The 25,513-nt window shown below is 56.3% G+C and carries 27 protein-coding genes; 6 read left to right on the plus strand and 21 right to left on the minus strand.

The genetic code is table 11. From position 1 onward, the window contains the following. Positions 1–144: 144 nt before the first annotated feature. The 6 genes from pyrR (at position 145) to F1E05_RS03170 (ending at position 5,510) form a co-directional block, all read left to right on the plus strand. A complete protein-coding gene (pyrR, locus tag F1E05_RS03145) occupies positions 145–663 on the plus strand; it encodes a bifunctional pyr operon transcriptional regulator/uracil phosphoribosyltransferase PyrR (protein WP_150046654.1) in 519 nt (172 codons plus the stop codon). A 2-nt stretch (positions 664–665) separates the two neighbouring features. Beyond that, positions 666–1,631 (plus strand): aspartate carbamoyltransferase catalytic subunit, encoded by a 966-nt coding sequence (locus tag F1E05_RS03150; protein ID WP_150046656.1) that lies wholly within the window; start codon positions 666–668, stop codon positions 1,629–1,631. Positions 1,632–1,701: 70 nt separating this feature from the next. Next, positions 1,702–3,006, plus strand: coding sequence for a dihydroorotase (locus F1E05_RS03155; RefSeq protein ID WP_150046658.1), 1,305 nt, complete (start codon positions 1,702–1,704; stop codon positions 3,004–3,006). Beyond that, the gene (locus F1E05_RS03160; protein WP_150046659.1) at positions 3,003–3,710 is read left to right on the plus strand and encodes an LOG family protein; all 708 of its coding nucleotides are present in this window, start codon (positions 3,003–3,005) and stop codon (positions 3,708–3,710) included. The genes F1E05_RS03155 and F1E05_RS03160 overlap by 4 nt, the downstream gene beginning before the upstream one ends. A gap of 30 nt (positions 3,711–3,740) precedes the next feature. Then, on the plus strand, positions 3,741–4,721 hold the full coding sequence (locus F1E05_RS03165) for an AAA family ATPase (RefSeq protein WP_150046661.1): 981 nt from the start codon (positions 3,741–3,743) through the stop codon (positions 4,719–4,721). 39 nt (positions 4,722–4,760) lie between these two features. Continuing rightward, positions 4,761–5,510: a methylenetetrahydrofolate reductase gene (locus F1E05_RS03170; protein ID WP_150046663.1), complete on the plus strand. Its 750-nt coding sequence runs from the start codon at positions 4,761–4,763 to the stop codon at positions 5,508–5,510. Here the strand turns inward: F1E05_RS03170 and F1E05_RS03175 are convergent. The 21 genes from F1E05_RS03175 to F1E05_RS03280 all read right to left on the minus strand — a co-directional run bounded on the left by F1E05_RS03175 (position 5,507) and on the right by F1E05_RS03280 (position 25,480). After that, a complete protein-coding gene (locus F1E05_RS03175; protein ID WP_150046665.1) occupies positions 5,507–5,881 on the minus strand; it encodes a group III truncated hemoglobin in 375 nt (124 codons plus the stop codon). The genes F1E05_RS03170 and F1E05_RS03175 overlap by 4 nt on opposite strands. 18 nt (positions 5,882–5,899) lie before the next feature. Beyond that, on the minus strand, positions 5,900–6,304 hold the full coding sequence (locus tag F1E05_RS03180) for a hypothetical protein (RefSeq protein WP_150046667.1): 405 nt from the start codon (positions 6,302–6,304) through the stop codon (positions 5,900–5,902). A 1,404-nt stretch (positions 6,305–7,708) separates the two neighbouring features. Beyond that, a complete protein-coding gene (locus tag F1E05_RS03190) occupies positions 7,709–9,448 on the minus strand; it encodes an NAD-dependent malic enzyme (RefSeq protein ID WP_150046669.1) in 1,740 nt (579 codons plus the stop codon). A gap of 176 nt (positions 9,449–9,624) precedes the next feature. Then, the gene (locus F1E05_RS03195; protein WP_150046671.1) at positions 9,625–10,074 is read right to left on the minus strand and encodes a GNAT family N-acetyltransferase; all 450 of its coding nucleotides are present in this window, start codon (positions 10,072–10,074) and stop codon (positions 9,625–9,627) included. Between the two features lie 103 nt (positions 10,075–10,177). Then, positions 10,178–10,741 (minus strand): hypothetical protein, encoded by a 564-nt coding sequence (locus F1E05_RS03200; RefSeq protein WP_150046673.1) that lies wholly within the window; start codon positions 10,739–10,741, stop codon positions 10,178–10,180. Between the two features lie 203 nt (positions 10,742–10,944). Next, positions 10,945–14,181: an EAL domain-containing protein gene (locus F1E05_RS03205; RefSeq protein ID WP_150046675.1), complete on the minus strand. Its 3,237-nt coding sequence runs from the start codon at positions 14,179–14,181 to the stop codon at positions 10,945–10,947. Between the two features lie 6 nt (positions 14,182–14,187). After that, positions 14,188–15,174, minus strand: a complete 987-nt coding sequence (locus tag F1E05_RS03210) for an ABC transporter substrate-binding protein (RefSeq protein WP_150046677.1) — start codon at positions 15,172–15,174, stop codon at positions 14,188–14,190. 369 nt (positions 15,175–15,543) lie between these two features. Next, positions 15,544–15,963, minus strand: coding sequence for an acyl-CoA thioesterase (locus F1E05_RS03215; RefSeq protein ID WP_150046679.1), 420 nt, complete (start codon positions 15,961–15,963; stop codon positions 15,544–15,546). A 2-nt stretch (positions 15,964–15,965) separates the two neighbouring features. Then, the gene (locus F1E05_RS03220; protein WP_150046681.1) at positions 15,966–16,907 is read right to left on the minus strand and encodes an LpxL/LpxP family acyltransferase; all 942 of its coding nucleotides are present in this window, start codon (positions 16,905–16,907) and stop codon (positions 15,966–15,968) included. After that, a complete protein-coding gene (locus tag F1E05_RS03225) occupies positions 16,904–17,638 on the minus strand; it encodes a glycosyltransferase family 2 protein (protein WP_150046683.1) in 735 nt (244 codons plus the stop codon). The genes F1E05_RS03220 and F1E05_RS03225 overlap by 4 nt, the downstream gene beginning before the upstream one ends. Continuing rightward, entirely contained in the window at positions 17,631–18,014 is a 384-nt protein-coding gene (locus F1E05_RS03230; RefSeq protein ID WP_150046686.1) for an ApeI family dehydratase, read from the minus strand. Before F1E05_RS03230 ends, F1E05_RS03225 begins: the two co-directional genes overlap by 8 nt. Continuing rightward, a complete protein-coding gene (locus F1E05_RS03235; protein ID WP_150046688.1) occupies positions 18,011–18,601 on the minus strand; it encodes a COG4648 family protein in 591 nt (196 codons plus the stop codon). The genes F1E05_RS03230 and F1E05_RS03235 overlap by 4 nt, the downstream gene beginning before the upstream one ends. A 6-nt stretch (positions 18,602–18,607) precedes the next feature. After that, a complete protein-coding gene (locus F1E05_RS03240; RefSeq protein WP_150046690.1) occupies positions 18,608–18,856 on the minus strand; it encodes an acyl carrier protein in 249 nt (82 codons plus the stop codon). Beyond that, positions 18,853–19,128: a phosphopantetheine-binding protein gene (locus tag F1E05_RS03245; RefSeq protein WP_150046692.1), complete on the minus strand. Its 276-nt coding sequence runs from the start codon at positions 19,126–19,128 to the stop codon at positions 18,853–18,855. Before F1E05_RS03245 ends, F1E05_RS03240 begins: the two co-directional genes overlap by 4 nt. Next, positions 19,103–19,891 (minus strand): lysophospholipid acyltransferase family protein, encoded by a 789-nt coding sequence (locus F1E05_RS03250; RefSeq protein ID WP_150046694.1) that lies wholly within the window; start codon positions 19,889–19,891, stop codon positions 19,103–19,105. The genes F1E05_RS03245 and F1E05_RS03250 overlap by 26 nt, the downstream gene beginning before the upstream one ends. After that, entirely contained in the window at positions 19,884–20,636 is a 753-nt protein-coding gene (locus F1E05_RS03255; RefSeq protein WP_150046696.1) for a beta-ketoacyl synthase chain length factor, read from the minus strand. Before F1E05_RS03255 ends, F1E05_RS03250 begins: the two co-directional genes overlap by 8 nt. Positions 20,637–20,648: 12 nt before the next feature. Next, entirely contained in the window at positions 20,649–21,878 is a 1,230-nt protein-coding gene (locus F1E05_RS03260; protein ID WP_150046697.1) for a beta-ketoacyl-ACP synthase, read from the minus strand. After that, positions 21,878–22,606 carry a 3-oxoacyl-ACP reductase FabG gene (gene fabG, locus F1E05_RS03265; protein WP_150046699.1) on the minus strand — a complete coding sequence of 243 codons (729 nt, stop codon included), beginning with the start codon at positions 22,604–22,606 and terminating at the stop codon, positions 21,878–21,880. The genes F1E05_RS03260 and fabG overlap by 1 nt, the downstream gene beginning before the upstream one ends. Then, positions 22,603–23,058 carry an ApeP family dehydratase gene (locus F1E05_RS03270; protein WP_150046701.1) on the minus strand — a complete coding sequence of 152 codons (456 nt, stop codon included), beginning with the start codon at positions 23,056–23,058 and terminating at the stop codon, positions 22,603–22,605. Before F1E05_RS03270 ends, fabG begins: the two co-directional genes overlap by 4 nt. Beyond that, positions 23,058–24,251 carry a beta-ketoacyl-ACP synthase gene (locus F1E05_RS03275; protein WP_232056760.1) on the minus strand — a complete coding sequence of 398 codons (1,194 nt, stop codon included), beginning with the start codon at positions 24,249–24,251 and terminating at the stop codon, positions 23,058–23,060. The genes F1E05_RS03270 and F1E05_RS03275 overlap by 1 nt, the downstream gene beginning before the upstream one ends. Before the next feature lie 2 nt (positions 24,252–24,253). Next, on the minus strand, positions 24,254–25,480 hold the full coding sequence (locus F1E05_RS03280) for an NAD(P)/FAD-dependent oxidoreductase (RefSeq protein ID WP_150046703.1): 1,227 nt from the start codon (positions 25,478–25,480) through the stop codon (positions 24,254–24,256). Positions 25,481–25,513: the final 33 nt, after the last annotated feature.

Here is a 25,513-nt window from a genome sequence, read left to right on the forward strand (position 1 = left end):
CGTTGATTTCCCGTCGTTGTGGCAGTAATTTATTTCCCATTTTAAATCAATTGTTTAAAATGCTTGGGCTGTGCGGCTTTAAGCGGCGGCCGGCGTCAATTGCCGGCTCGTCCGGAATAACCTTCATTCATATCCCAATTCGTTATGCCGATTAATTCACTCGACCTGGAAAATTTGCTCGACACACTGGAGAGCGATATTCGCCGTAGTATCAAGGAGCGTAAACTTGACAACCCTTTGTTGATCGGCATTCACAGCGGGGGGGCGTGGATTGCACAACATTTGCACAGCCGCTTGCAACTCGCCGGCCCTTTGGGATTAATGGATATTACCTTTTATAGAGACGACTTTTCTCAAATCGGCATGCATCCAAACGTCAAATCCAGCCAGCTGCCGCCGCAATTGGAAGGGCGCAACATCATTCTGGTAGACGACGTGTTTTATACCGGGCGAACCATACGTGCGGCCTTGAACGAAATTTTCGATTACGGGCGGCCTAACCAAGTGTTATTGGCGGTATTGATAGAGCGCAACGGCCGGCAAATTCCGTTGCAGCCGGATTGCCGCGGGGTTCGCATCGAATTGCCGGAAGGTCAGCGCATCAAATTGACCGGCCCGCAGCCTTTGAGAATCGAAATCCAAACCCTGGCCTGCGCAGCCTGAATATGCCTAAACATATCCAACTGACCGAATCCGGCAGGCTGAAGCACTTTTTGACGATAGAAGGTCTGGATAAGGCGTTGTTGACCGAGATTTTGGATACGGCCGAGTCCTTTACCGGAGTGTCCGAACATCAGATAAAAAAAGTCCCGCTGCTGCGCGGGAAGACCATCGTCAACTTGTTTTTCGAAAATAGTACCCGCACCCGCACTACCTTCGAATTGGCCGCCACCCGCTTGTCGGCGGACGTGTTGACAGTCAATATCGCCACCTCGGCCACCGCCAAAGGCGAAAGTTTGCTGGATACCATCCGCAATTTGGAAGCCATGCACGTCGACATGTTCGTCGTACGGCACGCCTTGAGCGGGGCCGCGCACTTCATTGCCGAGCACACCGCTCCCCACATCAGCGTGATCAACGCCGGCGACGGCCAGCACGCGCATCCGACCCAGGCGATGTTGGATATGTTCACGATTCGCCAACATAAAAAGCAATTCGATGGCTTGAAAGTGGCGATAGTCGGCGACATCTTGCATTCGCGAGTGGCTCGTTCGCAAATCTTGGCCTTGAACACCTTAGGCGTTGCCGAAGTTCGGGTGATTGCCCCTAAGACGTTGTTACCTGCTCGAGTTGAGCACATGGGCGTGATTGCGCTGCAGGATATGCGGGAAGGTCTCAAAGATGTCGATGTGGTGATTATGTTGCGTTTGCAAAAGGAAAGAATGAATTCGGCTTTTTTACCCAGTGAAAGCGAATTTTTTAATTGTTACGGTTTGACCGAAGAGCAACTGCACTATGCTAAACCGGACGTCATCGTCATGCATCCAGGTCCGATTAACCGCGGCGTGGAAATCGCGTCGTCGGTCGCGGACGGCGAACGCTCGGTGATTTTGCAACAGGTCAGTAACGGCGTAGCCGTGCGTATGGCGGTAATGACTATGGTTTTGGGCGGATACGGAGGTGCGGCATGACTAAATGTCAGGATAGACATTTTGCATCGCCGCAGGCGACCCTGCGGGGTGCCGCACATGGAGGTGCGGCATGACCAAGTTAGTAATCGACAACGGCCGCGTCATCGATCCGGCCAATGACATCGATTCGGTAGGCCCTGTTTATATTGCCGACGGCAAAATCGTCTCGGTTCTCGACAAAGTCGATACCTTTAGTGCGGATGTGCGGATAGACGCGGGCGGTCGCATCGTCTGTCCGGGCTTGATCGATTTGAGCGTGCGCCTCCGCGAGCCGGGGCATAGCCAGAAAGGTAGGATCCAATCCGAGACGCGTGCGGCCTTGGCGGCCGGCGTCACTTCTCTGTGTTTGCCGCCTGATACCAAACCGTGCATCGATACCGCCGCGGTAGTGGAATATATCAAGGACAAAGCCGAAGCGGCCGGGTTTCCGCAAGTGTATAGCATAGGCGCTTTGACTCAACGGCTGGACGGCAGCGAATTAAGCAGCATGTTCGCGCTAAAAGCGGCCGGTTGTATTGCGGTCAGCAACGGCCATGCGCCGCTGGCGAACTTATTGATCTTGCGACGCGCGATGGAATACGCGGCGACCCACGATTTGTTGCTAATGTATCGCGCCAACGTGGCGTCCTTGAGCGGTAAAGGCTGCGCGCACGAAGGCGCCGTCGCCAGTCGTTACGGTCTGCCGGGCATACCGTACGCGGCCGAATCCATCGCGCTGGCGCAATGTTTGGAGCTGGCTCAATTGACCGGCTGCCGTTTGCACGTCAGCCAGATTAGCTGCAAACAATCGGTGATCAAAATTCAGCAAGCCAAAAAATACGGATTGAATGTGAGCGCCGATACCGCCATTCACCAGCTGCATTTAACCGAAGACGACATGCAGCCCTTCGATAGCCGTTACCACGTATTGCCGCCGTTCCGGGCTCAGGAAGACCGTCATTATTTGCGCGAAGGCTTGGCCAGAGGCACGATAGACGCGGTAGTTTCCGATCATCAGCCGCACGACCTGGACGCCAAACTGGGGGCATTTCCGGAAACGGAACCGGGGATTGCCTCGCTGGAAACCTTGCTACCGCTCAGCTTGCAATTAACCCGGCAAACCGGCATGAGTTTAACCAAAGCCATCGCCGGTTTGACGCAAAAACCCGCTGCCATTTTAAGGTTGCAGGCCGGGGCCTTGACGCCGGGGTTCAAGGCCGACGTTTGCGTGTTCGACCCGGATATCGAATGGCGGATCGACGAAGCCAACTGGCTGAGCGCCGGCCGGAACACGCCGTATTGGCATAAAACCATGCGCGGCAGAGTCACCCATACCATTCAAGGCGGGCGGTTGGTTTACCGGTTGGCCGATTCGGACGCAAGGGAGCGAGCATGATTTGTGTGAAAAACCGCCTGTCGTCGGATACGGCCAGTTTCATCGACGATTTGAAAGGCGACCAATCCTGGCGTATTTTTCGCATCATCAGCGAATTTACCGAGGGCTTCGACGAATTGTCCGGGCTGTGCGACGCCATATCCATTTTCGGTTCGGCGCGCTTGGAACCTGAGCACGCCTATTATCAAAAAACCGTGGAACTGGCGCAGTTGTTGAGTAAGCACGGCTTTGCCATTATCAGCGGCGGCGGACCGGGCATTATGGAAGCCGCCAACCAAGGCGCCCAGCTGCAAGATCAGCTTTCCATAGGCCTCAATATCGAGCTGCCTAGAGAACAAAAGCCGAATACCTATCAAAACCTATCGCTGAATTTTCGATACTTTTTCGTCCGTAAAGTAATGTTCGTGCGTTATTCCATGGGCTACGTCTGCATGCCCGGCGGTTTCGGTACTCTGGACGAGTTTTTCGAAGCTCTGACTTTGATGCAGACCCATAAAATCTATCCTTTGCCGTTGGTGTTGTTCGGCAGCGATTTTTGGGGTGGCTTGATGGCCTGGCTGGGAACTAAATTATTGGAATACGGCACCATTTCCGAGGACGATTTGAAATTGATCACCGTGACCGACGATCCGCAACAAGTCGTCGAGATCATGGTGACCCACCGCGAATGGAAAAACAAACAGCGTCAACATTTAATACCGTAAACCCATCGTCCAAAGGAGGAAACATACATCATGGCTGATTCGATGTCGGCGCAAGCCGCTATGCAGCAGTTAAAACAACACATCGACACGCAAATTATCGGCCAGGACCTGCTGGTGGAGCGGATGTTGATTGCGCTGTTGGCGGACGGTCATTTATTGGTGGAGGGCGCGCCGGGCTTGGCGAAAACCCGGGCGATCAACGTACTGAGCCGCGGCATGGAAGCCGATTTTCATCGGGTGCAATTCACGCCGGATTTGTTGCCGGCGGATTTGACCGGTACCGAAATCTATCGCCCGCAGCAAGGCAATTTCGAATTTCAAAAAGGCCCCTTGTTTCATAACCTAGTGTTGGCCGACGAAATCAACCGTGCTCCGGCCAAGGTGCAGGCGGCGCTATTGGAGGCCATGGCCGAACGGCAGATTACCGTCGGCAAAGCCAGTTACCCTTTGCCGCCCTTGTTCATGGTCATGGCTACCCAGAATCCGATCGAACAGGAAGGCACTTACCCGCTGCCGGAAGCTCAGCTAGACCGGTTTTTGCTGCACGTTAAAATCGATTATCCCGAAGCCTTGCACGAAAAAGCCATCTTGCATTTAGCCAGAGCCGAAGCGCGCAACGACACTCCGCTTGCCGCCGTTGCGCCTTGCAAAGTCACGCAACAGCTGCTGTTCGCCGCTCGCCGGGAAGTGCTGGATATTTATATGGCCGACCCGTTGGAGCAATACTTGTTGCAAATCGTGTTGGCCACCCGTAAACCCAAAGCCTACGGCGACGACCTGGCCAATTGGATTGAATACGGTGCCAGCCCTCGAGCCAGCATCGCCTTAGACCGCTGCGCCCGTGCCAAAGCCTGGTTGGACCAGCGCAATTTCGTCGACCCGGGCGACATACAAGACATGGCGTATGACGTGTTGCGGCACAGAATCATCCTGTCTTACGAAGCGGAAGCGGAAGGTCTGCGTAGCGACGACGTGATCAAACAATTGATTAGCCGCATTCCGGTTCCCTAACAGCGGCGGATAGCGCACGCCGCATAAACCGACACAACTATGAATATCTCCTTCGAAATCGTCCCGCGCAGCCTGGAAGCCTTCGCCGAGCAATACGCGTTCGTGCAGCAATTGAACGATGGCATCGATACCATCAACGTGCCCGATATTCAGCGCTTCGACACCCGCAGCTGGGAATTGGCCACCCGCGTCGACCGCGGCAAATACCGTTTCGTTCCGCATTTTCGGGCTATAGACTTTCGGATAGAAAGCGGTGAACTGTATCGGATTATCGAACAGTACCAATTGGACGACGTGTTATTGGTGAGCGGCGATCCGCCGGAAGGTCTGAAACGGGCCTTTTACAATACCAGCGTGGTGGATTTGATTCGCGCCACCCGGCAACGCTTTCCCCGGTTACGCATTTACGCCGGTTTCGATCCGCACCGGCAAGGTGTGCAAGACGAATGCGATTACATCAGCCGCAAAGCGGATGCCGGTGCCGGGGGGTTTTTCTCGCAGCCGTTTTACGACCAGCGCATGGTCGACATCTACGCCGAGCATATGGAAGGCTTGGATACCTATATCGGCATCAGTCCCATCACCACCCAGGCATCCAAAAACTATTGGGAAGTCAAAAACAAAGTCAAATTTCCCAAAGGCTTCCAAGCCAATTACGACTGGAACGTCGAATTCGCCAACCGGTTGATCGAATCGGCGCAACGCAATCGCTTGCACGTTTATTTCATGCCGATACGCATTGATTTGGTTAAATATTTTGCCGGCATCAACTTGCCCGGCAAGCCTTAGCGCAGCGGTTGGTACTCAGGAAACATACCCAGTTTAAAACTCTCCGCCATATGCTCGGCGTGGGCGATGGCTTGCGTGGCGGCATCCGCCGTCAACACTTCGCGGGCGGTCTCGCGAAAATAGCCCAACCAAATGTCGAAATGCTCGATTTCGATCGGCAGTCTGGCATGCAAGGGGTAAGGGCTGCCTTGGTAGTCCGGAGTTTTCAGCAATACCCGCGACCAAAAATTGCTCACGATCCGGTGGTGAGCGTCCCAATCGTCGATAACGGCGTCGAAAATCGGTTTCAAATCGGCGTCGCTAGCGGCGCGTCGATAAAAACGCTGTACCAACTCCGCTATCGCTTGTTCGTTTAACTCGCTGTGTGCCATATATCTCCGCTCGGTAAGTTAAGGTGTACGTTCCGGTAACAACATGTTTTTTGAATAGTGCTCGCATTCAATGGACATGGGGTTCCAGCGGCCTGCGCCATCGAGACAGCGGTCGATCAGAATCTCCCGCGCTGCCAATGGTGCCAGTGCAAGAAGGGCAGCCAATGCGGCGAACAGCCAGATTAAGCGATCCGACTTTGGAAGGCGGTCGAGCGCACGAAACAAGAAGGCAGCAGCGAAGAAGCAAGCGAACGACAGCGCCAGACTAGCCTGGGTGCGGCGCTCCCACCCGAGCTTGTGTTCGCTGACTGGGTCTCCAGCCAGCCTCGCACTGAAGATCGCGTCGTTCAGTAGGTACGCACCAGCCGCAACGGCCGAGACGAATAAAACCCAGCGTAATATTCCGAGCGGTGCGGGTGTCATGTGGCCTAACGATTAGTATCGATCAAAGATCAGTGGGTTCGTTTTCATTACCCTGTTTCAACCGCTTGAGTAGCGGACCCGTATGCTAGGTGGTGTGGGGAGGGTGAGAGAGAAACTCGCCCTTACCCGATTAGGCGACCAGCTTTTTTAGCTGTTTTACCAAACAGACTATAAACACGAAAGCAGCGCACGCACCAGTTGCCACTAATTGTTCGCGACTATTCGGTGGAATGACAAATATAAATCCGTGTCCCTTTATTAAGGATGAAAAACTGGAAACACAGAATGGCATAGCAAACAGCCTAAAAATCTGCCATTTATCCGCCTTCGATCCTGGCTTTCCCGACACACTAAGTATTAGGGCAATGCCAATTACAACGCAAATCCCAATGGAGTTAATCCATAATCGTGGATCTGGATCAAAGTAGAAAAAGACTACTACGATGTACCAAATCAGGTAACACCACAGGACAATCTTTCCTTTCGTCAAATTTGCTAAATAGTCAAATATCACTATAGAAAACTACCGCTAGCCTAGCGTGGAAGTGAGCGGCCTGCGCGGCTTTTCGCGCAGGTCCGCTCGACTGCAGGGTTGGGCGTCACTTTATGTAGCCCAAGGCCGCTGTTCTTGGAGTGCGCCAAGCAGATGGACTGCTTGAAACAGCTTGGTCACGATAAGTTGCCACAAACGTTATTGCCTCCTTGAGCGTTCGTGGGTAGGGCGCGACTTGTTTTCCACCCGCTGGACTGGGTGTGTAGATCGATTGAAAGAGAAAACCATGGGCTACGAGAAATTGGACTTTCTTCCATTGCATTACCTCGGCCTTCTTCGGTGCATGAAACTTGCGGCCTAGCATTGTCATTGGCGCTGCGCACTGTGGGCAGAGGCGAACGCCGGGCGAGTGAGGCTTTCGGAACGACTTGCGGCAGCCGAAGCAAACAAAAGGGAAAAGGTAGCGCTGAATGTCGCGCGCCTTTGGGAAGTAGGTGTGATGTTTAAAGCCGGCCATGGGTGCGAGCTATTGTGACGCCCAACAAGTAATTAAACAGTTTCCGTATAGCAACCGGGATTGGTTCATCTCTCGGTAGTTTATTGATTGATATGCGGTTTCCATAACTGTATATCAGCCGGGTAGTAAGGCGATGATCGAATTGGGGCGATTGAATCAGATTGGGCGCTAAATCGCAACTGGGGTTACATGGGGCGCATCGGGTTAATGTTTGCAGTTCGGTGCTACAGCGGGCGATCAAGCCGAGTATCCAAGGGCATGTGGAACGCGTTCAAGCCTGGGATGCACCAGCCGATTTTGTGCGGTTTCGCCCATGCATCGCAGTGCAGCTCTTGAGTGCCCGGTCAATCATTAGTCAACTTACGCCGGCAAAGTAGGCTTGGGCGTAATCGAGTTAGGGGGTTGCGGCTGGCCGATATTTGAACGGCAGGTATTGGGCTTGCCATTGTTGGGCGCGGATGAAGGCGGCCAAGTCCAGTTCGGCTAAATCGCTGCGGGTTGCCGAGCCGTCGGCCAAGGCTTGCGCCAGTACCCGTTCCGCAACCAGTAGGCTGACTTCGCGCAAATCGGCGATGGGCGGGTAGATTAGGCCTTGCTCCAACCAATGTTCGGCGGTGTAGTCGGCCAGCGCGTAGGCGGATTCCAGCACCATGGCGTCGCTGATGCGCCGGCATTCGCCCAATACCGCGGCGAAACCCAGACCGGGAAAGATGAAGGCGTTGTTGCCTTGGCCGACCGGACGGGGCTGTCCCTGCCATTCGACCTCGCCGAACGGGCTGCCGGTGGCGACGATGGCTCGGCCGTCGGTCCAGCCAAAAATGTCGGCCGGCGTAGCCTCGCAATTGGCGTTGGGGTTGGACAGCGGGAATACGATTGGTTGCTGGTGATGTTTAGCCATCGTCCGGATGAGGGTTTCGTCGAACAAGCCGGCTACCCCGGATAAGCCGATCAGCACGCTGGGTTTGGCGTGGCGGACCACATCCAGTAAGCTGGGGTTGCGCTCCCCCATGCCCCAATCCTGGAAGCAGGCGGGGCTGCGCGCCAGCGGCAGTTTGTAGGCGTCGTGCGGGGCGTTAGTGGCGACTAGGCCGTGGGCGTCGATCACGTAGATTTTGCGCTTGGCGTCGGCTTCGGATAAGCCGGCGCGGATCAAGCCGTCTCTTATCACGCTGGCCACGCCTATGCCGCCGGCGCCGGCGCCGGCGATTACGACGGTTTGCTCGCCCAGGGTTTCGCCTTTTTTACGGCAGGCATTGATCAAGCCGGCCAGCGCCACCGCGCCGGTACCTTGGATGTCGTCGTTGATGCAGGGTATGGAATCCCGGTAGCGTTCCAACACTTCGAAAGCCACGTTTTTCGCGAAGTCCTCCCATTGGATCACGGCTTTCGGCCATTGTTGCCGCACCGCGGCGACGAAGCGGTCTACCACTTGCAGATAGGCTTCGCCGCTCAGGCGCTTGTTGCGAGTACCCAGATAGTCGGGCGCGTTCAATAATTCTTCGCTGTTGGTGCCGACGTCCAGATTGACCGGCAGGGTTTGAAACGGGCACAAGCCGCCGCCGGCGGTATATAGCGCCAACTTGCCGATGCAGATCGCCAAGCCGCCCATGCCTTGGTCGCCGATGCCGAGTATCGCCGACGAATCGGTGACGACCAGCATGCGGATGTCCTGCCACGGGTAGTTGTGCAGGATTTGCTCGATGCGGCCGACGTTCTCGGCGGATACGGTCAGGCCGCGGGCGGTGGTGAAAGAGGCGCTGAATTGCTGTACCGCCAGACCGATGGTAGGGGTGTAGACGATGGGTACCATCGCTTCCAAATGGCGCTCCAACAAGGCGTAGAACGCGACTTCCGAGCGTTCCTGCAAGGCGCGCAAATACTGGTATTTGGACAAGTCCTCGGGCTGCTTTTGGTAGTTGGCGTAAAGCCGTTGCAGTTGACGCTCCAAATCGGTGACCTCCGGCGGCAGCATGCCGTCCAGGCCCAGCGCTATGCGTTCCTCGATGGTAAATGCGGTGCCTTTGTTGGTGGCCGGCAGGCGCAATAGCATGATGCCGCGAATCGACACCGCCAAATACGGTGCGCCGTTGTCGTCCAAACGGTAATCGAAGTAATCGCTTATTGGGCTGGTCATGGAGTTCCTTGCAGCGGCGCAGGCGTCGCGAGCGGTTAAGACGGCGGCAATGTATCGGCTTTCATCCTACCGTACTTCAGCGGCAATATCACACAAAATGGCGTGGAATTAGGCCGCCGGGCGCCGTGCAATCAGGAAATTCGGAATTTAATATCGGCGAACAATACCGGCTGCGTCTAATCCCGAGCGGGCGGCGCATATTCCATGTGATATTGGTAGTGATCTTGGCTGATGATTTTGAAGCCTAGCCGCTGGTACAAGCGAAAGGCTTGGCTGTGCAAAAATACGTGCAGCCGCAAGGGTTTGCCGGCTGCGCCGGCTTTATCGATCAAATCGCTAATGATGCAACTGCCCAGGCCTTGGTTTTGAAACATCGGGTGAATTTGGATTTCGGTCAACTCGAGGTGGTCGGGGTAATCTTTGAGCGCGATGCCGCCGACGATGCGCCGGTTGGCAAGAATTTTTCTAAAGTCCCCGCTCGCCCATTTTTGTTCGAAATAACGGTATTGATCCGCAGGGTCCCAACCGCCGAATTGCGACAAAAACACTTCTTTAAACGATAACACGTGCAAATTCCAAAAGAAATTCTTGTCTTGGGCGTTAGCCGGCTCGAACTGGATCAGCATTCAGGCAGGCAAGCAGCAGGATCGGCGGCTACGGCGAGCCCATGGCTTGCCGAGTGAGTCGGGGGGCGCTGCGACGGTCGCCGTTGCAGCGACAAAAAAACCATCAGTTGACAATCTCGGCCACCTTGCCGTTGTTGAAGCGGACCACGAAACGGTCGAAGCGGTTGGTCCAATACGTCCAGTTGTCGGCGGCCAGTGACGGGGTTTCGTGTTGCGGCGGGTGGCCGATGGCGGCCAGCACCGCCTCGCGGCTCATGCCGGTGATGGCTTTGCCTGTCCTGATCGCGGCTTGTTCGGCGGCATTGAAACGGCTTAAATCCACTTTGCTCGGGGCGGCGATTTTCTTGAACGCCTCCGGCATGGCATCTTTGCTGTATTTGGGCACGTTTTCGATGGTCAAGATTTGCCCGGTGCCGAGCAGGCGGATTTTAGCGTCGCCGCTGCTCATGGCTTCCAGCACGATTTCGGTGTTGATCGGCACTAACACGCCTTTGCGGTAATTGGTGGTGCGGTAGGTATTCTTCTCCTCGAACAAACTGAACTGGGTGTAGTACACCTCGCCGGTTTGTACCTCGGCCGGCATTTGTTCGGGTTTCAAGGATTTATTGCAGCCGGCAACCGACAGGGCGGCGCCTAGCAGCGCGAATAGAAAACGGCGTTTAGTCATCGACAAGCTCCGGGTCGTGATGGGCGAGGCCGTGCGGATATGTACTCGGACAAACCGCAAAGCGGCAAGCCGTGCATGATACACGCAACAAATCTTGATAAACAGGTATGGCGAGATAGAGTGAGGCGGCGCATTCTGGTAGGAAGGTTTGGGGTAAGGCGCCGCCGATAGAGGCCTACTGAAGTATCCTTGCGATCAAATATTCAGCACGATATGCGATTTGGGAGCGAATAGTACGGCTGCTCGCTCCAATGCATGTGCCAATCGAGCATTTGCTCGGCAGGCATAGGGCGGGCTATGCCGTACCCCTGCGCCAATTCGCAGCCGAGCTGCAGCAACAATTCCCCGTGTTTCTCGCTTTCAACGCCTTCGGCAACCACCTGTTTGCCAAAAGCGGCGGCCAGATTAATGACGCCATTCAGAATCGATTGATCGTCCGGGTCGTCAAGCATGTCGCTCACGAAGCTCCGATCTATTTTTAGCGTGGTTACCGGCAAACGTTTCAGATAAGTCAAAGACGAGTATCCGGTGCCGAAATCATCCAGGGCAAATGCTACCCCCAGTTCTTTACACGCATAAATAACATTGGATACATGGTTTATGTCTTCGAGCGCACTGGTTTCCAGCACCTCGAGCTCCAGGCAATCGGCACCTATCGATGGATGGGCTGCAAGCAACTGTCGTAGGCGTTCGACAAAGTCCTTTTGTTGTAATTGGCGTGCGCCGATGTTGACGCTCACCGGAATTTTCAGCCCGGCTTTGTGCCAGATCTGAAGTTGGGTTAGGACGGTATCTATCACCCATTCGCCGATTTCGACAGCGAGCGGATGATCCTCGATGACCGGCAGAAATTCACCGGGCAGCAACAGGCCGGTTTCCGGGTGATTCCAGCGTATTAACGCCTCCGCACCGACTAATGCTCCAGTGCGCAAATTTACCTTGGGTTGGTAAAACAGTACAAATTCGCGCGCGAGCATGGCCTGACTTATGCGGTTCAAGGATTCGTGGCGATTGCGAATGTAACTGTCCTGATAGGCATCAAACGTATGGAGACAGTTTTTGCCGGATAGTTTTGCTTGATACATGGCCTGATCGGCCTGACGCAACAATTGATCGGCGTCAACTTCTTCCTCCTGTGGATAAAAAGTTACCCCCAAGCTGGCCGAAACATTGAATACCAAATCACCGCACGCTGTCGGCTCGGCAGCCGCTATCAACAAGCGGTTTAATATCGGCGTACTCGATTCCATATCGGCCAGCTCCGGCAATACGGCGACGAATTCGTCGCCGCCGATTCTGGATAAGGTGTCGCCTTCACGCAGTGCTTGTTTCATTCTGGCGGAGACAGACACCAACAAATGGTCGCCGGCTTCGTGTCCGTAAGTGTCGTTGATGGCTTTAAAACCATCCAGATCAAGGTAGGCTATCGCCAATTTATCGCCATTGCGTTGCGCCTGCACAATCGCTTGGCGCAATCGATCCGCCAGCAGAATGCGATTGGGCAGGTTGGTGAGCGCGTCGAAGTGTGCGATATGTTCCAGTCGCTTCTCGTGCTCCTTGAGTGTTGTAATGTCGGAGAATAACGACACATATTGGCTAACATTGCCTGCCGCGTCGCGTATCGAGCTGATGGATTCCATTTGGGCATAGATCTCGCCGGTTTTACGGCGATTCCATATTTCCCCGTACCAGTGGCCCTTCTCAAGCAATTGCTGCCACAAATTGGCGTAAAAACTTGGATCGTGACATCCGGAATGGAGAAAGTGAGGGAATCGGCCGATGGCTTCCTCGCGGCTATAGCCGGTTATCAGGCTGAAAGCGTCATTGACGTCAATGATGGTTCCATCGGTTCCGGTAATCATGATGCCTTCGCGCGCATGGGTAAATACGCTGGCGGCAAGTTGTAGCTTTTGCTCGACCTGCTTGTGCTCGGTGATATCGGTGTGAGTGCCGATCATCCGCACCGGGTTGCCGTCAATATTGCGGCTCACTACCATGCCGCGGGCAAGAATGTATTTATAACTGCCATCCTTGCATCTCATCCTAAACTCTACCGAATAAAGCGGGGTCTTGCCCGTCAGGTAATCCTGAAGGGTTGCCGTGACGCCGGCCCTATCGTCGGGATGAAGCCGATCTTCCCATTCTTGTTTAACGGCGAGCAGGTCGTCGTCGCCGTAACCCAGCATTTCCTTGTAACGCCGGGAAAAGTTCACCTCATTGGTGGCGATGTTCCAGTCCCAAACGCCGTCGCCGGAACCTTCGATGGCGAATTTCCAGCGAAATTCGCTTTCGGCCAGTTGGATTTCCGCCTGTTTGCGCTCGGTAATGTCGCGTGCAGTGGCATATGTCGCGCCGTCGTTTTGGTCGAAATAAGCTGTCCAAGACAAATGTATCAGCCTGCCGTCTTTGCAAACGTAACGGTTTTCAAAGGCAAGCGACTCATGACCCAATATCTGCCGCGCCATTTCCTCTGCGGTTTTTTGCCTGTCGTCCGCAAAGACAAAGTCCAGAAACGGTTTGGCCAACAATTCGGATTCGCCAAAGCCCGTCAATAAAACAAAGGCCGGATTGACTTGCTTGAAACAACCTTGCGGGTCGGCAATGCACATCGGCTCCCGGGTGAGCCGGAAAAATCGAAAATACTGCTCTCTTTGTTGCGCGACCCGTTCGCGTTCCAAGACTTCCGCCTGAAGCTGGCCGGTAAAATTTTGCAGCCGGGCCGTCATCTGATTGATAGCGGCGGCGAGTTCGCTAAATTCATCCGTACCGACGCAGTCAATCCGATAATCAAGATTGCCCTCGGCAATCCGCTTGGCTCCTTGATGTAAAGGTAATAAGCGTTTTTTAATCAGCCTGCTCAGCTGCATCGAGTTCAAAATGGTGGCCAGTGCCAACAGAAATGCAAATAGACTGACAATGCCGACTAAATATTGATAACTTTTCTCCACCCTATGGGTACTGACATCCAGCAAAGTCGTAGCCAGATTAAGGCTCTCGGATATCCGTAGCAGTAGCTGACTGACCAGTCGTTTGTCTAACTCCGCATAAACGCCTTGTTTGTCCGTGACTTGATTCAATGACTCGCTGTTGTTGACAATGCGCTGAAAAATGTCTGTGGATTGCTCGAAACTCCCGCGCAGCTTGTTCAATTCAGGCTTATCGTCTGCGTGAGTGTGTTGTGCAATGACCCGCTCTATCAGTTGCGCAACATTATCCTTGTGCTTGTCCCAATCCCTCTGCGCCCGCTCTTCTCGATATAAGAGATATTGATCCCGAAATACGGTTAATTCGAAGAAACTGCGCACCAGATTATCGACCAGCATGTAGTCGTTTTTTTGCCGCTGGTAATGCGCCATGGTCCAGAACAGGATTGGCAGCAATAGAATCACTGCGACGATCGTAGACGCAGACAGAATTTTTAACCGTTTGATGATCCGCATGAAAGCCTAGCGGTAGATAGTTACGGCGGACGGTTTGATAGCCGATAGGCTATCGAAATGAATGTGTTGTTGGTAGTCGGGCATGGCGGTTCGATCGGTCAGCCGGTTTTTCATGGCCCAGCGGGTTTCGTCTTCCAAGGTAATCAGCAGCGTTTGATCGAGTGTCACAGCATAATTGAAATCAGCCCAAACATTCTTGATCAGACTCCATTCCAACCGTGTAGCTCTAGCCATAATGATTTGGGCCTTATCCGCGTGTTCGGCAACAAAGGTTTCGGCCTTGAGCAAGGCGCGTAGAAAGCGCTTGATCGTATCGGCGTTTTTTTCGATAAACGCTTGTTGTGCGGCGATATTAAACGTTTCGGTGTAGATGTCCCGGTCGTAAAAAACCGTCACATCGGAACCTAATTGCCGTTGAATTTGTGTCAGCGGGTAGTTCCAGGTGCAAACCGCATCGACCTGCCGGAGTTCGATACTCTGCAGCATGTCTTGAGGATGGATGGCAACCGCCTCGATTTCCGGTCTGGTCAGGCCGGATGCCGTCAAAATGGAATCCAGAAAAAACTCGGATGTCGTGCCGGGGGTGTAGCCGACGCGCTTTCCTTTTAAGTCCGTGAGTTTGGTAATGCCGGCATCTCGTCTGGCCACAATGGCATGATTACTTGAACTGGTGACGATATTGGCAATTACGGCGACCCGTTCGCCGCGCAATATGCTGAACATCAGCGGCGTTTCGGCAACGGTTGCGAAATCGGCTTTATTCTCAAGCACCGCTTGCAAGGCCGTTTTGCCGAAACTATGCAGTTGAGGCAGCACTTCCAATCCCTCCTCGGTAAAAAAACCTTGAGCCAACGCGACATGCATCAGCGCCGATTCCGGTTGATTGGTGAAGGCAACGGTGATTTTTCTTATCAGCCCCGGGTTTTGCGGCGGGGACTCTCGGCAGGCGGCCAACAGCGTGAAGCACATCGATAGAAGGAAAGCTTTAGCCATTATGAGCTTGTGCTGCGTAACATAAACCACTATTCAACACTCTAAAAATCGATCAATTTGGCTAACAGGGTCAAAGCGACACGGGTGGAGAAATGCTGGTCAATGACTGTGTAAGCGGTACAGTTATACAACGACTCGCTTGGTTAACCAACAATTATTCGAAAAAACCTGAATGCTCTATCTTATTGATTAACTTAGTCGTTAGGCGACTTTTGCATCGCTCGGCGATCTTGAATGATCGAAGGCGCATGCCGTGGTTCTATCGGCGTCTCACGCAAATATCCATGTGTGCACTATTGCCTGCCGGAGCAGTCAGCCGCCAAGGCGTCATAAAAAAACGGCAACGTTGGGTCGGCGGATTCGGCCGGGTTATTGCTCAGGCGCTTCGCCCAAACCCAACTTGTGCAAGAAAATCGGCGGCGAGGCGTAGCACATTTCCCCGGTGTCGCTGTTAACCGCGGCTTGTATGGTTTGGGCTTTGGCCAGTATTTCGCCGGAATGAGCGTCGCTGATGCGGTATTTGATTTTCATCCGGTATTCCCATTCCACCAGTTCGGCGCGGACTGTAAGCTTTTGTTCGAAGCGGGCCGGTTTGACGTAACGCAATTGCAAATCGACGATGGGCCAGACGTAACCGGTTTGGCGCATGGTCATATAGCCGTAGTCGATTTTGTCCAGCAAGGCGCAGCGGGCGAGCTCCAAATATTTGCAGTAATGGCCGTGCCAGGCGATGCCGAGGATGTCGATGTCGAAAAACGGTACGATAACTTCCACTTCGGCGCTGATCATGGCTATTTTTCCAGGGTGGGTCGCTTGCCCCAATACGGATAAAAATTAAACCATTGCAGGGGCGCCGCGTGGCAGTGTTGTTCCAGTCGTTCGGCGTAGCGACGGGCCAGTTGCTGCAAGTGCTGTTCGCGTTGCTCAGGATTGCGAGGAATGCGGATAGGCTCTGAGAAGGGTTGCAAGCGAATTTGAAACCTGCCCTCGGTACGGTAGCAAAACAAGGTGAACACCGGGCAGCGTAGCAGCGATGCCAATAAATACGGGCCTTGCGGGAATTCGGCCGGCCGGCCCAAAAAATCCGCGGTCACGGTGCGTACGCCGCTGACCGGAATCCGGTCGCCGACCATCACTACGAATTCACCGGCTTCGATTTTGCTTTGCAAGTCGATGGCGACCGCCGGATTCAGTTCGGTCACCTGAATCAATTTGATGGTGTTGCTGCCGCTGGCGCCCAGTAAGCGGTTGAATTTCTCCGCGTGCCGGGTATGTACCAATATGTTGAGGCGGATTTGACCGCGCTGGTGAGCGACCGCCTGGCAAATTTCCAGGTTGCCGATATGGCCGCTGAGCAGCAGGGCGCCACGCTTTTGTGCAATCATCTCCAACAGTACAGGCCGGTTGGGAAAGTCGACCGAGGCCGGGTCGATCAAGCCCATCCAGGCGACGATTTTATCCAGCAGGGTTTCGCCGAAACCGACGAAGTGCCGGTAACTCAAGCGCCAGCCGGGCCTGAGTCCCAAATCCGGAAAGTAGGCGGCAAGCTGTTGCAGATACTCCAGCGAAGCTTGCCGGGCTACCCGGCCGGTCAAAAAATAGTAGCTGACCACCGGCCGCAATATCAGCCGGAACGCGTGACGGCCGAACCGCCGGTAAATCCACACCAACGTTTTGATGCCCCAGATAACGCTGGTTTCCTGCATCGCCGCCCAATGGCCGGTTTCCGTCATCGAAAATGCCTCGCCAGCAAGTTAGGCAAGCGGTATAGCATGCCGAAGAACAGTTTGGCGTGGGTTCGGCTGATGCGCAGATTGTCTTCCAAACCGCGAAAATGCGAGACGCCGTCGGCCGGATAGCCGACTTTAGTGGGAATAGACAGCACCGGGACGCCCTGCCAGTAAAGCCTTACCAGAATTTCGATATCGAAAGCCATGCGGTTTTCCAGCGCGGCATTGCGCAGTAGTTCGGCCGTCGCCGCCAAAGGATAAACCCGGTAACCGCACATGGCGTCGGCAATGTCCAACGACAAGGTGTTGATGTAAACCCAAGCGTGGGTCAGGTAGCGGCCGTAATAACGCGCTTTGGGGATGCTGGCGTCGAATAGTGGACGGCCCAGCACCATGGCGGCCGGGTTGGCTTGGGCAGTGGCCAAAAATTGCGGAACGTCTTGCAGGTCGTGTTGGCCGTCGGCGTCGATTTGCAGGGCGTGGCTGTAGCCTTGCCGTTCGGCGTGGCGCAAGCCGGCTTTCACCGCGCCGCCCTTGCCCAGATTATGCGGCAACCGAATCGTGCAGACCCAAGGATATTGCTGCGCCAGATGCTGTATCGTTTCGGCGCAGCCGGTTGCGCTGCCGTCGTCCACCAAGATGCAGGGCAAGTCGAACCGCGCCAACTGCCGGACGATGGCCGGCAGCGGGCCTTCGTGGTTATACACCGGGATCAGAAAACAAGGTTTAAACATGGTCGGCGTAAAGATAGATCCGGCCCGAACTGAATTCGGTATCGGCGGCGGCGTAACGAAATTCCAGTTTTTGCTGAGCTGCGTTATAACGCAAACGCAGTTGCAACGCTTGTCCGGGTAACAACAGCTCCTTGAATTTTATTGCCTCCATGCGGGCGAAGCGGCCGGCAAGCGGCAAATAGACTTGTCCGTAGTGCATGGCCCAGTGGATTTGTACCACGCCCGGAACGATGGCGATGGCGTCGAAATGGCCGTCGAAATAAACTAACTGCGGTGGAATGCAAAGGCTCAATTCCACGCCGCTTTCAATCGCGGCCTTGCCTATGACTTCGGGTAATAATACAGCCGCCGGTTCGGCTTGATTTTGGTGATTCAAAAGCTGGCCTTTACTTTACGGCGGATCAGCATTTCCACGCCCATCAGGATACCCATTAACACATAAAAGATGCAGCCATTATAAAGGCTCCACAGCGCGGCATCGCCGTGTAAAGCGGTAAGCAGCGAAATCACTGCGTTCAGGCAAAAAAACAAGGTCCAGACTTGGGTCACCCGGCGGGTATAAGCAATGCCGTGCGGCGGCAAATTCGGATACTCCAGTCGGGCCAGCCGTTCGACCACAGTGGGCGGCTGGTACAAGCTGTGCGCGAATACGGCGGCGAAACTCAGGCTGACGGCGACCGGATAGCTTAGCAGCCATAGTCTGTCGTTCATGAATGCGCCGAATAACAGAAATACTATGGCGGCAGGTAGCACCAAACGGTTGGCGGGACTTTGACTTTGCTTTCGGGTTTTACCTTGCCGGGCCAGACGCAGCAGGCCAAGGCCGGCTAAACCTAAAGCGATGCCGCGCGGTTGAAAGCTATCCAGCAACAGCCACAACAGAAACGGGTAACTTAGCGTGACCAGCCAAAACAAGCCGTTCAAAACGGCCGTAGGCCAGCGGTATGCGGCTTCTCGCTCCATCTATCATCAGCCGACGACGACCCGGTGTACGGTCTCGACCACGTCTTGCACGGTGCGGGCGTTTTTGAAATCTTCCGGGTTGATGCGTTTGCCGGTAATTTCCCGCAGCCTCACCATCAGGTCGACCGCGTCTATGCTGTCTATGTCCAAGTCTTTGCCCAAGTCGGCGCTAAGGACGATGTCTTCCGGCGCCAGCTCGAAGATCTCCGACATGATTTGCTTTAACGTGGCCAAAATTTCGTCTTGGGTGTTCATAAGTGGGTAGCGTGTTGTTGCGATACGACGAAGGCGGCCAGAGTGTGTACCGAGGCGAAATGCCGGGCCAGCGAGGCGGCGGGCGTGTGCACATCGAGGTCTATGCAGTATTTTTTCTTCAATGCCACACCCAGTTCCAGTGCGTCTATGGAATCCAGGCCCAAGCCTTCGCCGAACAACGGCGCTTCGCTGCCGATGTCTTGCGGGCTCAAGGCGTCCAGTTCGAAAATATCGATGATTAATTGTTTAAGCTCGGCTTCGAGTGAGTCCATGGTCGGCCAGCCGGTCGGTAAAATAGGTTTCCAATTGCCGGGTGACGCGTCTGGCTGCTAACGAGCGATTGTCGCTGCCGGAAATCGGGCTGAGCCGGATATGATCACCTACAATCAGGCTTAAAGTAAACTTCTTTTGTGGGATTTGATACCACCGCTCCTGCTTGGTCAGGGTGGTTGGGCGACAGCCCAATAACACCGGCAATAACGGGGCTTGGGCGTGCAAAGCGATTGCCGCGGCGCCGCGTTGGAATTTGATGGCCAGTCCCGGCGTGGTGCGCGTGCCTTCGGGAAATACGATCAGCACGCTGCCGCCGTGCAATTCTTCGGCGCAGCGCTCCAGCAAGGTTTCCGGGTCTTCGGCGTAGATATAGCCCATGGCCCGGATCGGAATGCGCATGAACGGGTTTTTGATTAACGCCGGTTTGACGATGCAACTGGCGTTGCGGATTTGCGAAATCAAAAACACGATGTCCAGCAGGCAGGGGTGGTTGGCCACGACGATTTGACCGGATCGGTTCAAAATTTCCGGATCGCTGACCCGGTAATCCAATATGCCGACGGTTCGCATGAAATTCATGTATAGGCGAAAAACCTGCTGCATCAGGCGGCGCGAGCGTTGGGTTCGGATTTGGTTGCGGCCCAGTAACGGCGCCAGCAGCGGGAATACACCACCCCACAGCAGGACGCCGACCGCGCCGAACAAAAAGAAGCTCAGGCCGGTAGCGAACAAGCGCCACAAGTAATTCAGGCGGTTAGCCAAGAGTTAATCTCCACTGCCACAGTGCGCGCCGGGTGGCAACGCTGCCGTTCAGTTGCCCGCTGCAGGCGGCTTGCAGCAGGGCATAACCGGCGTCCGGCGACGGCGGCCGGCTTCTGTCCGGCGTGCGGCACAGCTCTAAGGCAGAACCGGACGCGCCGGGGTTGGCCAAGACCATGGCCAAGGCCCAAGTCTGTTCCGGACCGTGAATATGGGTTAGATACACCTCCGGCAAGGCTTGATCGTAAGCGACCAGCAATACCCGAGGAACTTCCAGCAACAGCCCGGCCGCTTCGACCAAGCCGGCAAACACGTCGTCCCCGCCGCCGGCTAAAGCCAGATAAGGCTGGCGGCTGGCGCATTGCAATCCGTACAAGCCGCCGATGGCGTTATGCACGCTCAAACTGAACCGGCTGGGCGATAGGGCTTCGCCGCGCGCCAGATCGGTCAGCATCTCGAAGTAATAGCGGCTTTCGCCGTGGCGGGAAAAAAATATGGACGGCATGTCGCCGCAGGCTTGCCGGCAGCGCCAAGCGCTTGCGCAGGCGGCCCTGGCCAGCGGCGACAGACGGCGGCGTTGCATTATCGGCAAAAACTCCAGATCCGGATGCTCGCCGGTCAATAGGCCGCCTTCCGGCCAGCAGTCGTCGGATGTTGCCGGGTTGGCCTGCCAGCCGCACCAATGCAATAAAGCGAATTTGAAACGGAGCGTGTCGCCGGGGGTGGCTGATTGCAAGAGCGCCGCCATGGGCCGCACCCGTCAGCCGCGCCAGCGGCGCAGTACCAGCGAGGTATTGATGCCGCCGAAAGCAAAATTGTTGCTGATCAGGTAGTCGGTGTCGATAGCGCGGCCGTTGCCGGTCAGATAGTCCAGCGGCGCGCAGCGCGGGTCGGGGTCGTCCAGGTTCAAATTGCCGTGAAACCAGCCTTCGCGCAGCATCTCGATCGCCACCATAGCCTCCAGCGCGCCGCAGGCGCCCAAGGTATGACCGGTATAGCCTTTCAGCGTGCTGATAGGGGTTTGTCCGCCGAATACCGCGAAGGTGGCCTGACTCTCGGCGATGTCGCCTTGCTCGGTGGCGGTGCCGTGGGCGCTGACATAGCCGATTTGCGCCGGCGCCAGGCCGGCGTCGGCCAATGCCTGACGCATGACTACCTGCATGGTGTCGGCGTTGGGTTGGGTGACGTGGGCGCCGTCGGCGTTGGTGGCGAAGCCGACCACTTCGGCGTGTATCGTTGCGCCGCGTTCGATAGCGCGTTGCAGTTCTTCCAACACCAAGGTGCAAGCGCCTTCGCCTATTACCAAGCCATCGCGCCGTCGGTCGAACGGGCGCGGGGTCAGCTGCGGCTGGTCGTTGCGGGTGCTGGCGGCGTACAAGGCGTCGAACAGAGCCGCCATGGTCGGGCACAATTCCTCGCCGCCGCCGGCCAGCATGACGTCTTGCTGGCCGAATTTGATCGCTTCGTAGCCGAAGCCTATGGCCTGACTGCCGGAGGTGCAAGCGCTAACGGCCGGTAGCATGCGGCCGCGTACTTGAAAAAACACCGCCACGTTGGCCAAGGTGGTATGGCCCATCATTTTTAAATAGGTGGTGGCGTTCAGGTTGCCAATGTCGTGGTGCAGCAGCATGTTGCCGAAATCGGCGATGGCCGAGGTGGAGCCCACCGACGAGCCGTAGGATACGCCGGTGCGGCCGCTGCCGATCACGGGATCGTCCAACAAGCCGGCGTCCAGCAGCGCCAATTCGGTGGCGCGGGTGGCCATTTGCGATACCCGCCCCATGCTGCGGGTACGTTTGCGGCTGTAGTGTGCCGGCAGTTCAAAGCCTTCGACCGGCGCGCCCAAGCGGGTCAGCAAGCCGTTGTAACGTTCCCAGTCCGGTAAATAGCGTATACCGGATGCGCCGCGCTGCAGGCGGTCGCGGATCTGCGCCCAGTCGTTGCCTATCGGCGAAAAGCCGGCCATGCCGGTAACCACCACCCGCCGCATCAGCACAAACCTCCGTTGACCGAAATCACTTGGCGGGTGATGTAAGCGGCGTCGTCGGACAGTAAAAAGGCCACTAAGGCAGCCACTTCCTCCGGTTTGCCCAGGCGTTTGGCCGGAATGGCGTTGACGATCTCGTCCACCGGCACGCCTTCCAGCATATCGGTTTCGATCAAGCCGGGTGCGACGCAGTTGACGGTGATTTTGCGCTTGGCCAGTTCGACGGCCAGCGCTTTGCTGGCGCCGATGATGCCGGCTTTGGCGGCGCTGTAATTGACTTGACCGCGGTTACCGATCAGGCCGGATACCGAGGACAGGGTGACGATGCGGCCGGGCCGGCGGCGCTGGATCATTGGCATCACCACCGGATTCAAGACGTTATAAAAGCCGTCCAGATTACCTCGCAGTACCGTGTCCCAATCGTCGCCGCTCAGGGCCGGGAAGGCATTATCACGGGACAGGCCGGCGTTGCAGACTACGCCGTAATAGGCGCCGTGGGTCTGCATATCGGCTTCCAAGCTGGTTTTGGCGGCTTCGCGCTCGGCCAGGTCGAAACACAGGATACGGCTGCGTTGGCCCAATATCTCGATTTCGCCGCGAACCTGTTCGGCGTCTTGTATCCGGCTGCGGCAATGGACAACCACGTCGTAGCCTTCACGTGCCAGGCGCAAGGCGATGGCTTTGCCTATGCCGCGGCTGGCGCCGGTAACCAATACCGATTTGGGGCTCATGCGGCTTTTTGAGCGATAAAGCGCTGCCAGTCTTCCGGTAGCAGCACGTTGAGTTTGGCCGCCGCTTGGATGCCGGCGCCGTCTATCTTGCAATCGAAAACCGCCATGTCGTTGGCCGTTTCGATGATTTTCTCCGCGCGCACGGTCAGCACGGCGCCGCACGGAAAGCGGTCGACCGAGCTTTGGTAATGGCGGGTGCCCAATAAAAATCCCAAGCCTATCTCCAGGCCGGCGCGGCGGCGCTGGTAGCCGGAGTAGGCGCCTATGGTCTGTGCCATGTATTCCAAGCCCAGCCAGGCCGGGACGCAACGGTCGGGGCCGGAAAACAAGCCGTCGTCGCGCACGCTCAGCTGCACCAAGGCGTGTTGATCGTCGGCCGCCAACAAGCGGTCTATCAATATCATGTTGCGCGATTGCGGCAATAAATCGGCCAGCGGAAAATTATCCGGCATCAGAGAAGTTCCGACTTACCGAGCAGTAAAGACACATTGTTGCCACCAAACGAAAAAGAATTACTGAGGCAATATTGTAACGGCTGGTTGCAGCGATGTCCCGGTGCGACGAAGTTCAAGCTCGGCAAGGTTGGATCGGCTTGACCGTCCCAGCGGTGTGCCGGCAGCCTGCGCTCGGGATTGAACTCGGATAACAGCAACCAGCACAGTGCCGCTTCGATGGCGCCGGCCGCGCCCAGGCAATGCCCGGTAGCCTGTTTGCTGGAGCCGCACGGCGGCGTAGTACCGAACAAGGCGTGTACCGCCAAGGCTTCCATCGCGTCGTTCTGGACGGTGGCGGTGCCGTGCAGGTTTAGGTACTCGATTTGCCGCGGGCTGAGGCCGGCGTCGCTCAAGGCCGCTTGCATTGCGGCCAATGCGCCGCTGCCGTCCGGGCGGGGTGCGGAAATGTGGTAGGCGTCGGCGCTGGCCCCGCCTCCCGACAATACGAACGGGGCGGGTTCTCGGCTCATCATGAATAAAGCGGCACCTTCGCCGAGCACGGTGCCGTCCCGGTTGGCGCTGAACGGCAGGCAGCGGGTGCGACTGATGGCGGCCAGTACGGAAAATCCCTGCAAGGTGGTGCGGCACAAGCTGTCGCTACCGCCTACCAGCACCGCATCGCATGCGCCCAGGCGGAGCAAGCGGCGGGCGGACAATAAGGCGTTGGCGCTGGACGAGCAGGTGGTCGATAGGGTGTAGGCCGGACCTGCGATACGCAAATATTCGGCCAGAAACTCGGCTGCACCGCCCAGTTCTTGTCGGCTGTAGTGGTAGGACTCCGGAAAAATCCCCGTCGCTAGCAATTCGGCGATCGCGCGTTCACCCTCGGCAATCCCCGACGTGCTGGTGCCCAGCACTATGCCGATTCGGTGCGGTCCGTAGCGGGCAATGGCTTGTGTCGTAACGGCTTCGATTTGACCTAGGGCGGCCAACAGCAGTCGGTTGTTGCGGCAATCGTAGCGGTTAAGCCGGGGCGGAATACGCGGTAATTCGGCTTGCACGGCCATGGCGGGAATGGACGCCTCACCGCAGCTTAGGGTTTGCGGCTGCGGGGCGCGGCCGTCCAGCCAGGCCTGCAGCACGCTCGGTTTGTCGCAGCCGAGCGCGGAGACGATGCCGACGTCGTGCAGGTAGGCTGCCGCTCGCATCATTACTATAGCGGCGGACAAAGTTCGGCGATGGCGCTGAGCCGCTTGTCGCTGCGTTGCGTCATCGGGTTGTCGCCGTCCCAGGCATAGCCGGCCAAAATGGAACTGATCATGGATTTAATCCCGGTCAACTGGTAGGGCTCGAACAGCAGGCGCTGGAAACGGCCGTCGTACCAGGCGTCGACGAAGGCGCGAAATACGTCTATGCCTTTGCGTAACGGCCGTTCGTAATCGCTATGCCAATCCACCGCCGCGCCGTTGAGTTGTTGATGCAGCAAGGGCGCGGCCAATGCCGCCGATTTCAGCGCGATGGTGACGCCGGAGGAAAACACCGGGTCCAAAAACTCGCCGGCGTTGCCTAGCAGCGCATAGCCTTGGCCGTGCAAGGCGGTGACGTTGGCGGAATAGCCGCCGATGCGGTTGGCCGGGGTGTCGAACCCGGCGTCGGCCAGCAGTTGCGCCAAGCGCGGCTCTTCCATGGCGATGCCGCGCAACACATCGATGGGTTTGCCCGGCCGCTGTTCGATCCAGCCGGCCGGCGCTACGACGCCAAGGGAACTGCGGCCGTTGCTGAACGGAATCAGCCAATACCAAACTTCGTGGCATTCCGGGTGGATGGCGATCAGAATTTTGGTGCGGTCGTAGTCGGCGACCTTGATTCGGTCCTCGATATGGGTGAACAAGGCTTGTCTGGGTGCTAAACCGCTAGCCGTTTCCAGGTTCAGCAGTTTGGGCAACACTCTGCCGAAGCCGCTGGCGTCCAGTACCCAGGCTGCTTGCCAGCGCCGAGGCCGGCCCTGATCGTCCAAGCCGCTCAGGCGAGCGCAGCCCGGCTCGGAAAAATCGGCGGCGGTAATCTCATGGCCGTAACGGATGGGTACGCCGTTGGCGGCGGCGGTGTCGGCCAACAGTTGATCGAAGCGGGCGCGTTGCACTTGGAAGGTCGTGCCCCAGCCCGGGGTGAACTTTTCGGAAAAGTCGAATTCGCTAAGTTTGCCGGCGTGAGAAAAGGCCGCGCCGGTTTTCAATTGAAAGCCTTCGGCCACTATGGCGTCCAACAGCCCGGCCTGTTCCAGGACCGGCATGCATTGCGGCAACAGGCTTTCGCCGATGGAAAAACGCGGGAAGCGGTGTTTTTCCAGCACCAATACCTTGCGGCCCGCTTGGTGTAATAGTTGCGCGGCAACGCTGCCGGCCGGGCCGGCGCCTATGATGATTACTTCGGCATCCATCGCTGAGTCTGTCTCTGTCTATGGGTAAAATAT

It is taken from the genome of Methylomonas rhizoryzae (assembly GCF_008632455.1).
GTDB classification, from domain to species: Bacteria; Pseudomonadota; Gammaproteobacteria; order Methylococcales; family Methylomonadaceae; genus Methylomonas; species Methylomonas rhizoryzae.

Excerpts from the sequence above, each read along its gene's own strand:
- pyrR (WP_150046654.1), top strand. The coding sequence starts at position 145 with ATGCCGATTAATTCACTCGACCTGGAAAATTTGCTCGACACACTGGAG.
- F1E05_RS03150 (WP_150046656.1), top strand. The coding sequence starts at position 666 with ATGCCTAAACATATCCAACTGACCGAATCCGGCAGGCTGAAGCACTTT.
- F1E05_RS03155 (WP_150046658.1), top strand. The coding sequence starts at position 1,702 with ATGACCAAGTTAGTAATCGACAACGGCCGCGTCATCGATCCGGCCAAT.
- F1E05_RS03160 (WP_150046659.1), top strand. The coding sequence starts at position 3,003 with ATGATTTGTGTGAAAAACCGCCTGTCGTCGGATACGGCCAGTTTCATC.
- F1E05_RS03165 (WP_150046661.1), top strand. The coding sequence starts at position 3,741 with ATGGCTGATTCGATGTCGGCGCAAGCCGCTATGCAGCAGTTAAAACAA.
- F1E05_RS03170 (WP_150046663.1), top strand. The coding sequence starts at position 4,761 with ATGAATATCTCCTTCGAAATCGTCCCGCGCAGCCTGGAAGCCTTCGCC.
- F1E05_RS03175 (WP_150046665.1), bottom strand. The coding sequence starts at position 5,881 with ATGGCACACAGCGAGTTAAACGAACAAGCGATAGCGGAGTTGGTACAG.
- F1E05_RS03180 (WP_150046667.1), bottom strand. The coding sequence starts at position 6,304 with ATGACACCCGCACCGCTCGGAATATTACGCTGGGTTTTATTCGTCTCG.
- F1E05_RS03190 (WP_150046669.1), bottom strand. The coding sequence starts at position 9,448 with ATGACCAGCCCAATAAGCGATTACTTCGATTACCGTTTGGACGACAAC.
- F1E05_RS03195 (WP_150046671.1), bottom strand. The coding sequence starts at position 10,074 with ATGCTGATCCAGTTCGAGCCGGCTAACGCCCAAGACAAGAATTTCTTT.
- F1E05_RS03200 (WP_150046673.1), bottom strand. The coding sequence starts at position 10,741 with ATGACTAAACGCCGTTTTCTATTCGCGCTGCTAGGCGCCGCCCTGTCG.
- F1E05_RS03205 (WP_150046675.1), bottom strand. The coding sequence starts at position 14,181 with ATGCGGATCATCAAACGGTTAAAAATTCTGTCTGCGTCTACGATCGTC.
- F1E05_RS03210 (WP_150046677.1), bottom strand. The coding sequence starts at position 15,174 with ATGGCTAAAGCTTTCCTTCTATCGATGTGCTTCACGCTGTTGGCCGCC.
- F1E05_RS03215 (WP_150046679.1), bottom strand. The coding sequence starts at position 15,963 with ATGATCAGCGCCGAAGTGGAAGTTATCGTACCGTTTTTCGACATCGAC.
- F1E05_RS03220 (WP_150046681.1), bottom strand. The coding sequence starts at position 16,907 with ATGACGGAAACCGGCCATTGGGCGGCGATGCAGGAAACCAGCGTTATC.
- F1E05_RS03225 (WP_150046683.1), bottom strand. The coding sequence starts at position 17,638 with ATGTTTAAACCTTGTTTTCTGATCCCGGTGTATAACCACGAAGGCCCG.
- F1E05_RS03235 (WP_150046688.1), bottom strand. The coding sequence starts at position 18,601 with ATGGAGCGAGAAGCCGCATACCGCTGGCCTACGGCCGTTTTGAACGGC.
- F1E05_RS03240 (WP_150046690.1), bottom strand. The coding sequence starts at position 18,856 with ATGAACACCCAAGACGAAATTTTGGCCACGTTAAAGCAAATCATGTCG.
- F1E05_RS03245 (WP_150046692.1), bottom strand. The coding sequence starts at position 19,128 with ATGGACTCACTCGAAGCCGAGCTTAAACAATTAATCATCGATATTTTC.
- F1E05_RS03255 (WP_150046696.1), bottom strand. The coding sequence starts at position 20,636 with ATGGCGGCGCTCTTGCAATCAGCCACCCCCGGCGACACGCTCCGTTTC.
- F1E05_RS03260 (WP_150046697.1), bottom strand. The coding sequence starts at position 21,878 with ATGCGGCGGGTGGTGGTTACCGGCATGGCCGGCTTTTCGCCGATAGGC.
- fabG (WP_150046699.1), bottom strand. The coding sequence starts at position 22,606 with ATGAGCCCCAAATCGGTATTGGTTACCGGCGCCAGCCGCGGCATAGGC.
- F1E05_RS03270 (WP_150046701.1), bottom strand. The coding sequence starts at position 23,058 with ATGCCGGATAATTTTCCGCTGGCCGATTTATTGCCGCAATCGCGCAAC.
- F1E05_RS03275 (WP_232056760.1), bottom strand. The coding sequence starts at position 24,251 with ATGATGCGAGCGGCAGCCTACCTGCACGACGTCGGCATCGTCTCCGCG.
- F1E05_RS03280 (WP_150046703.1), bottom strand. The coding sequence starts at position 25,480 with ATGGATGCCGAAGTAATCATCATAGGCGCCGGCCCGGCCGGCAGCGTT.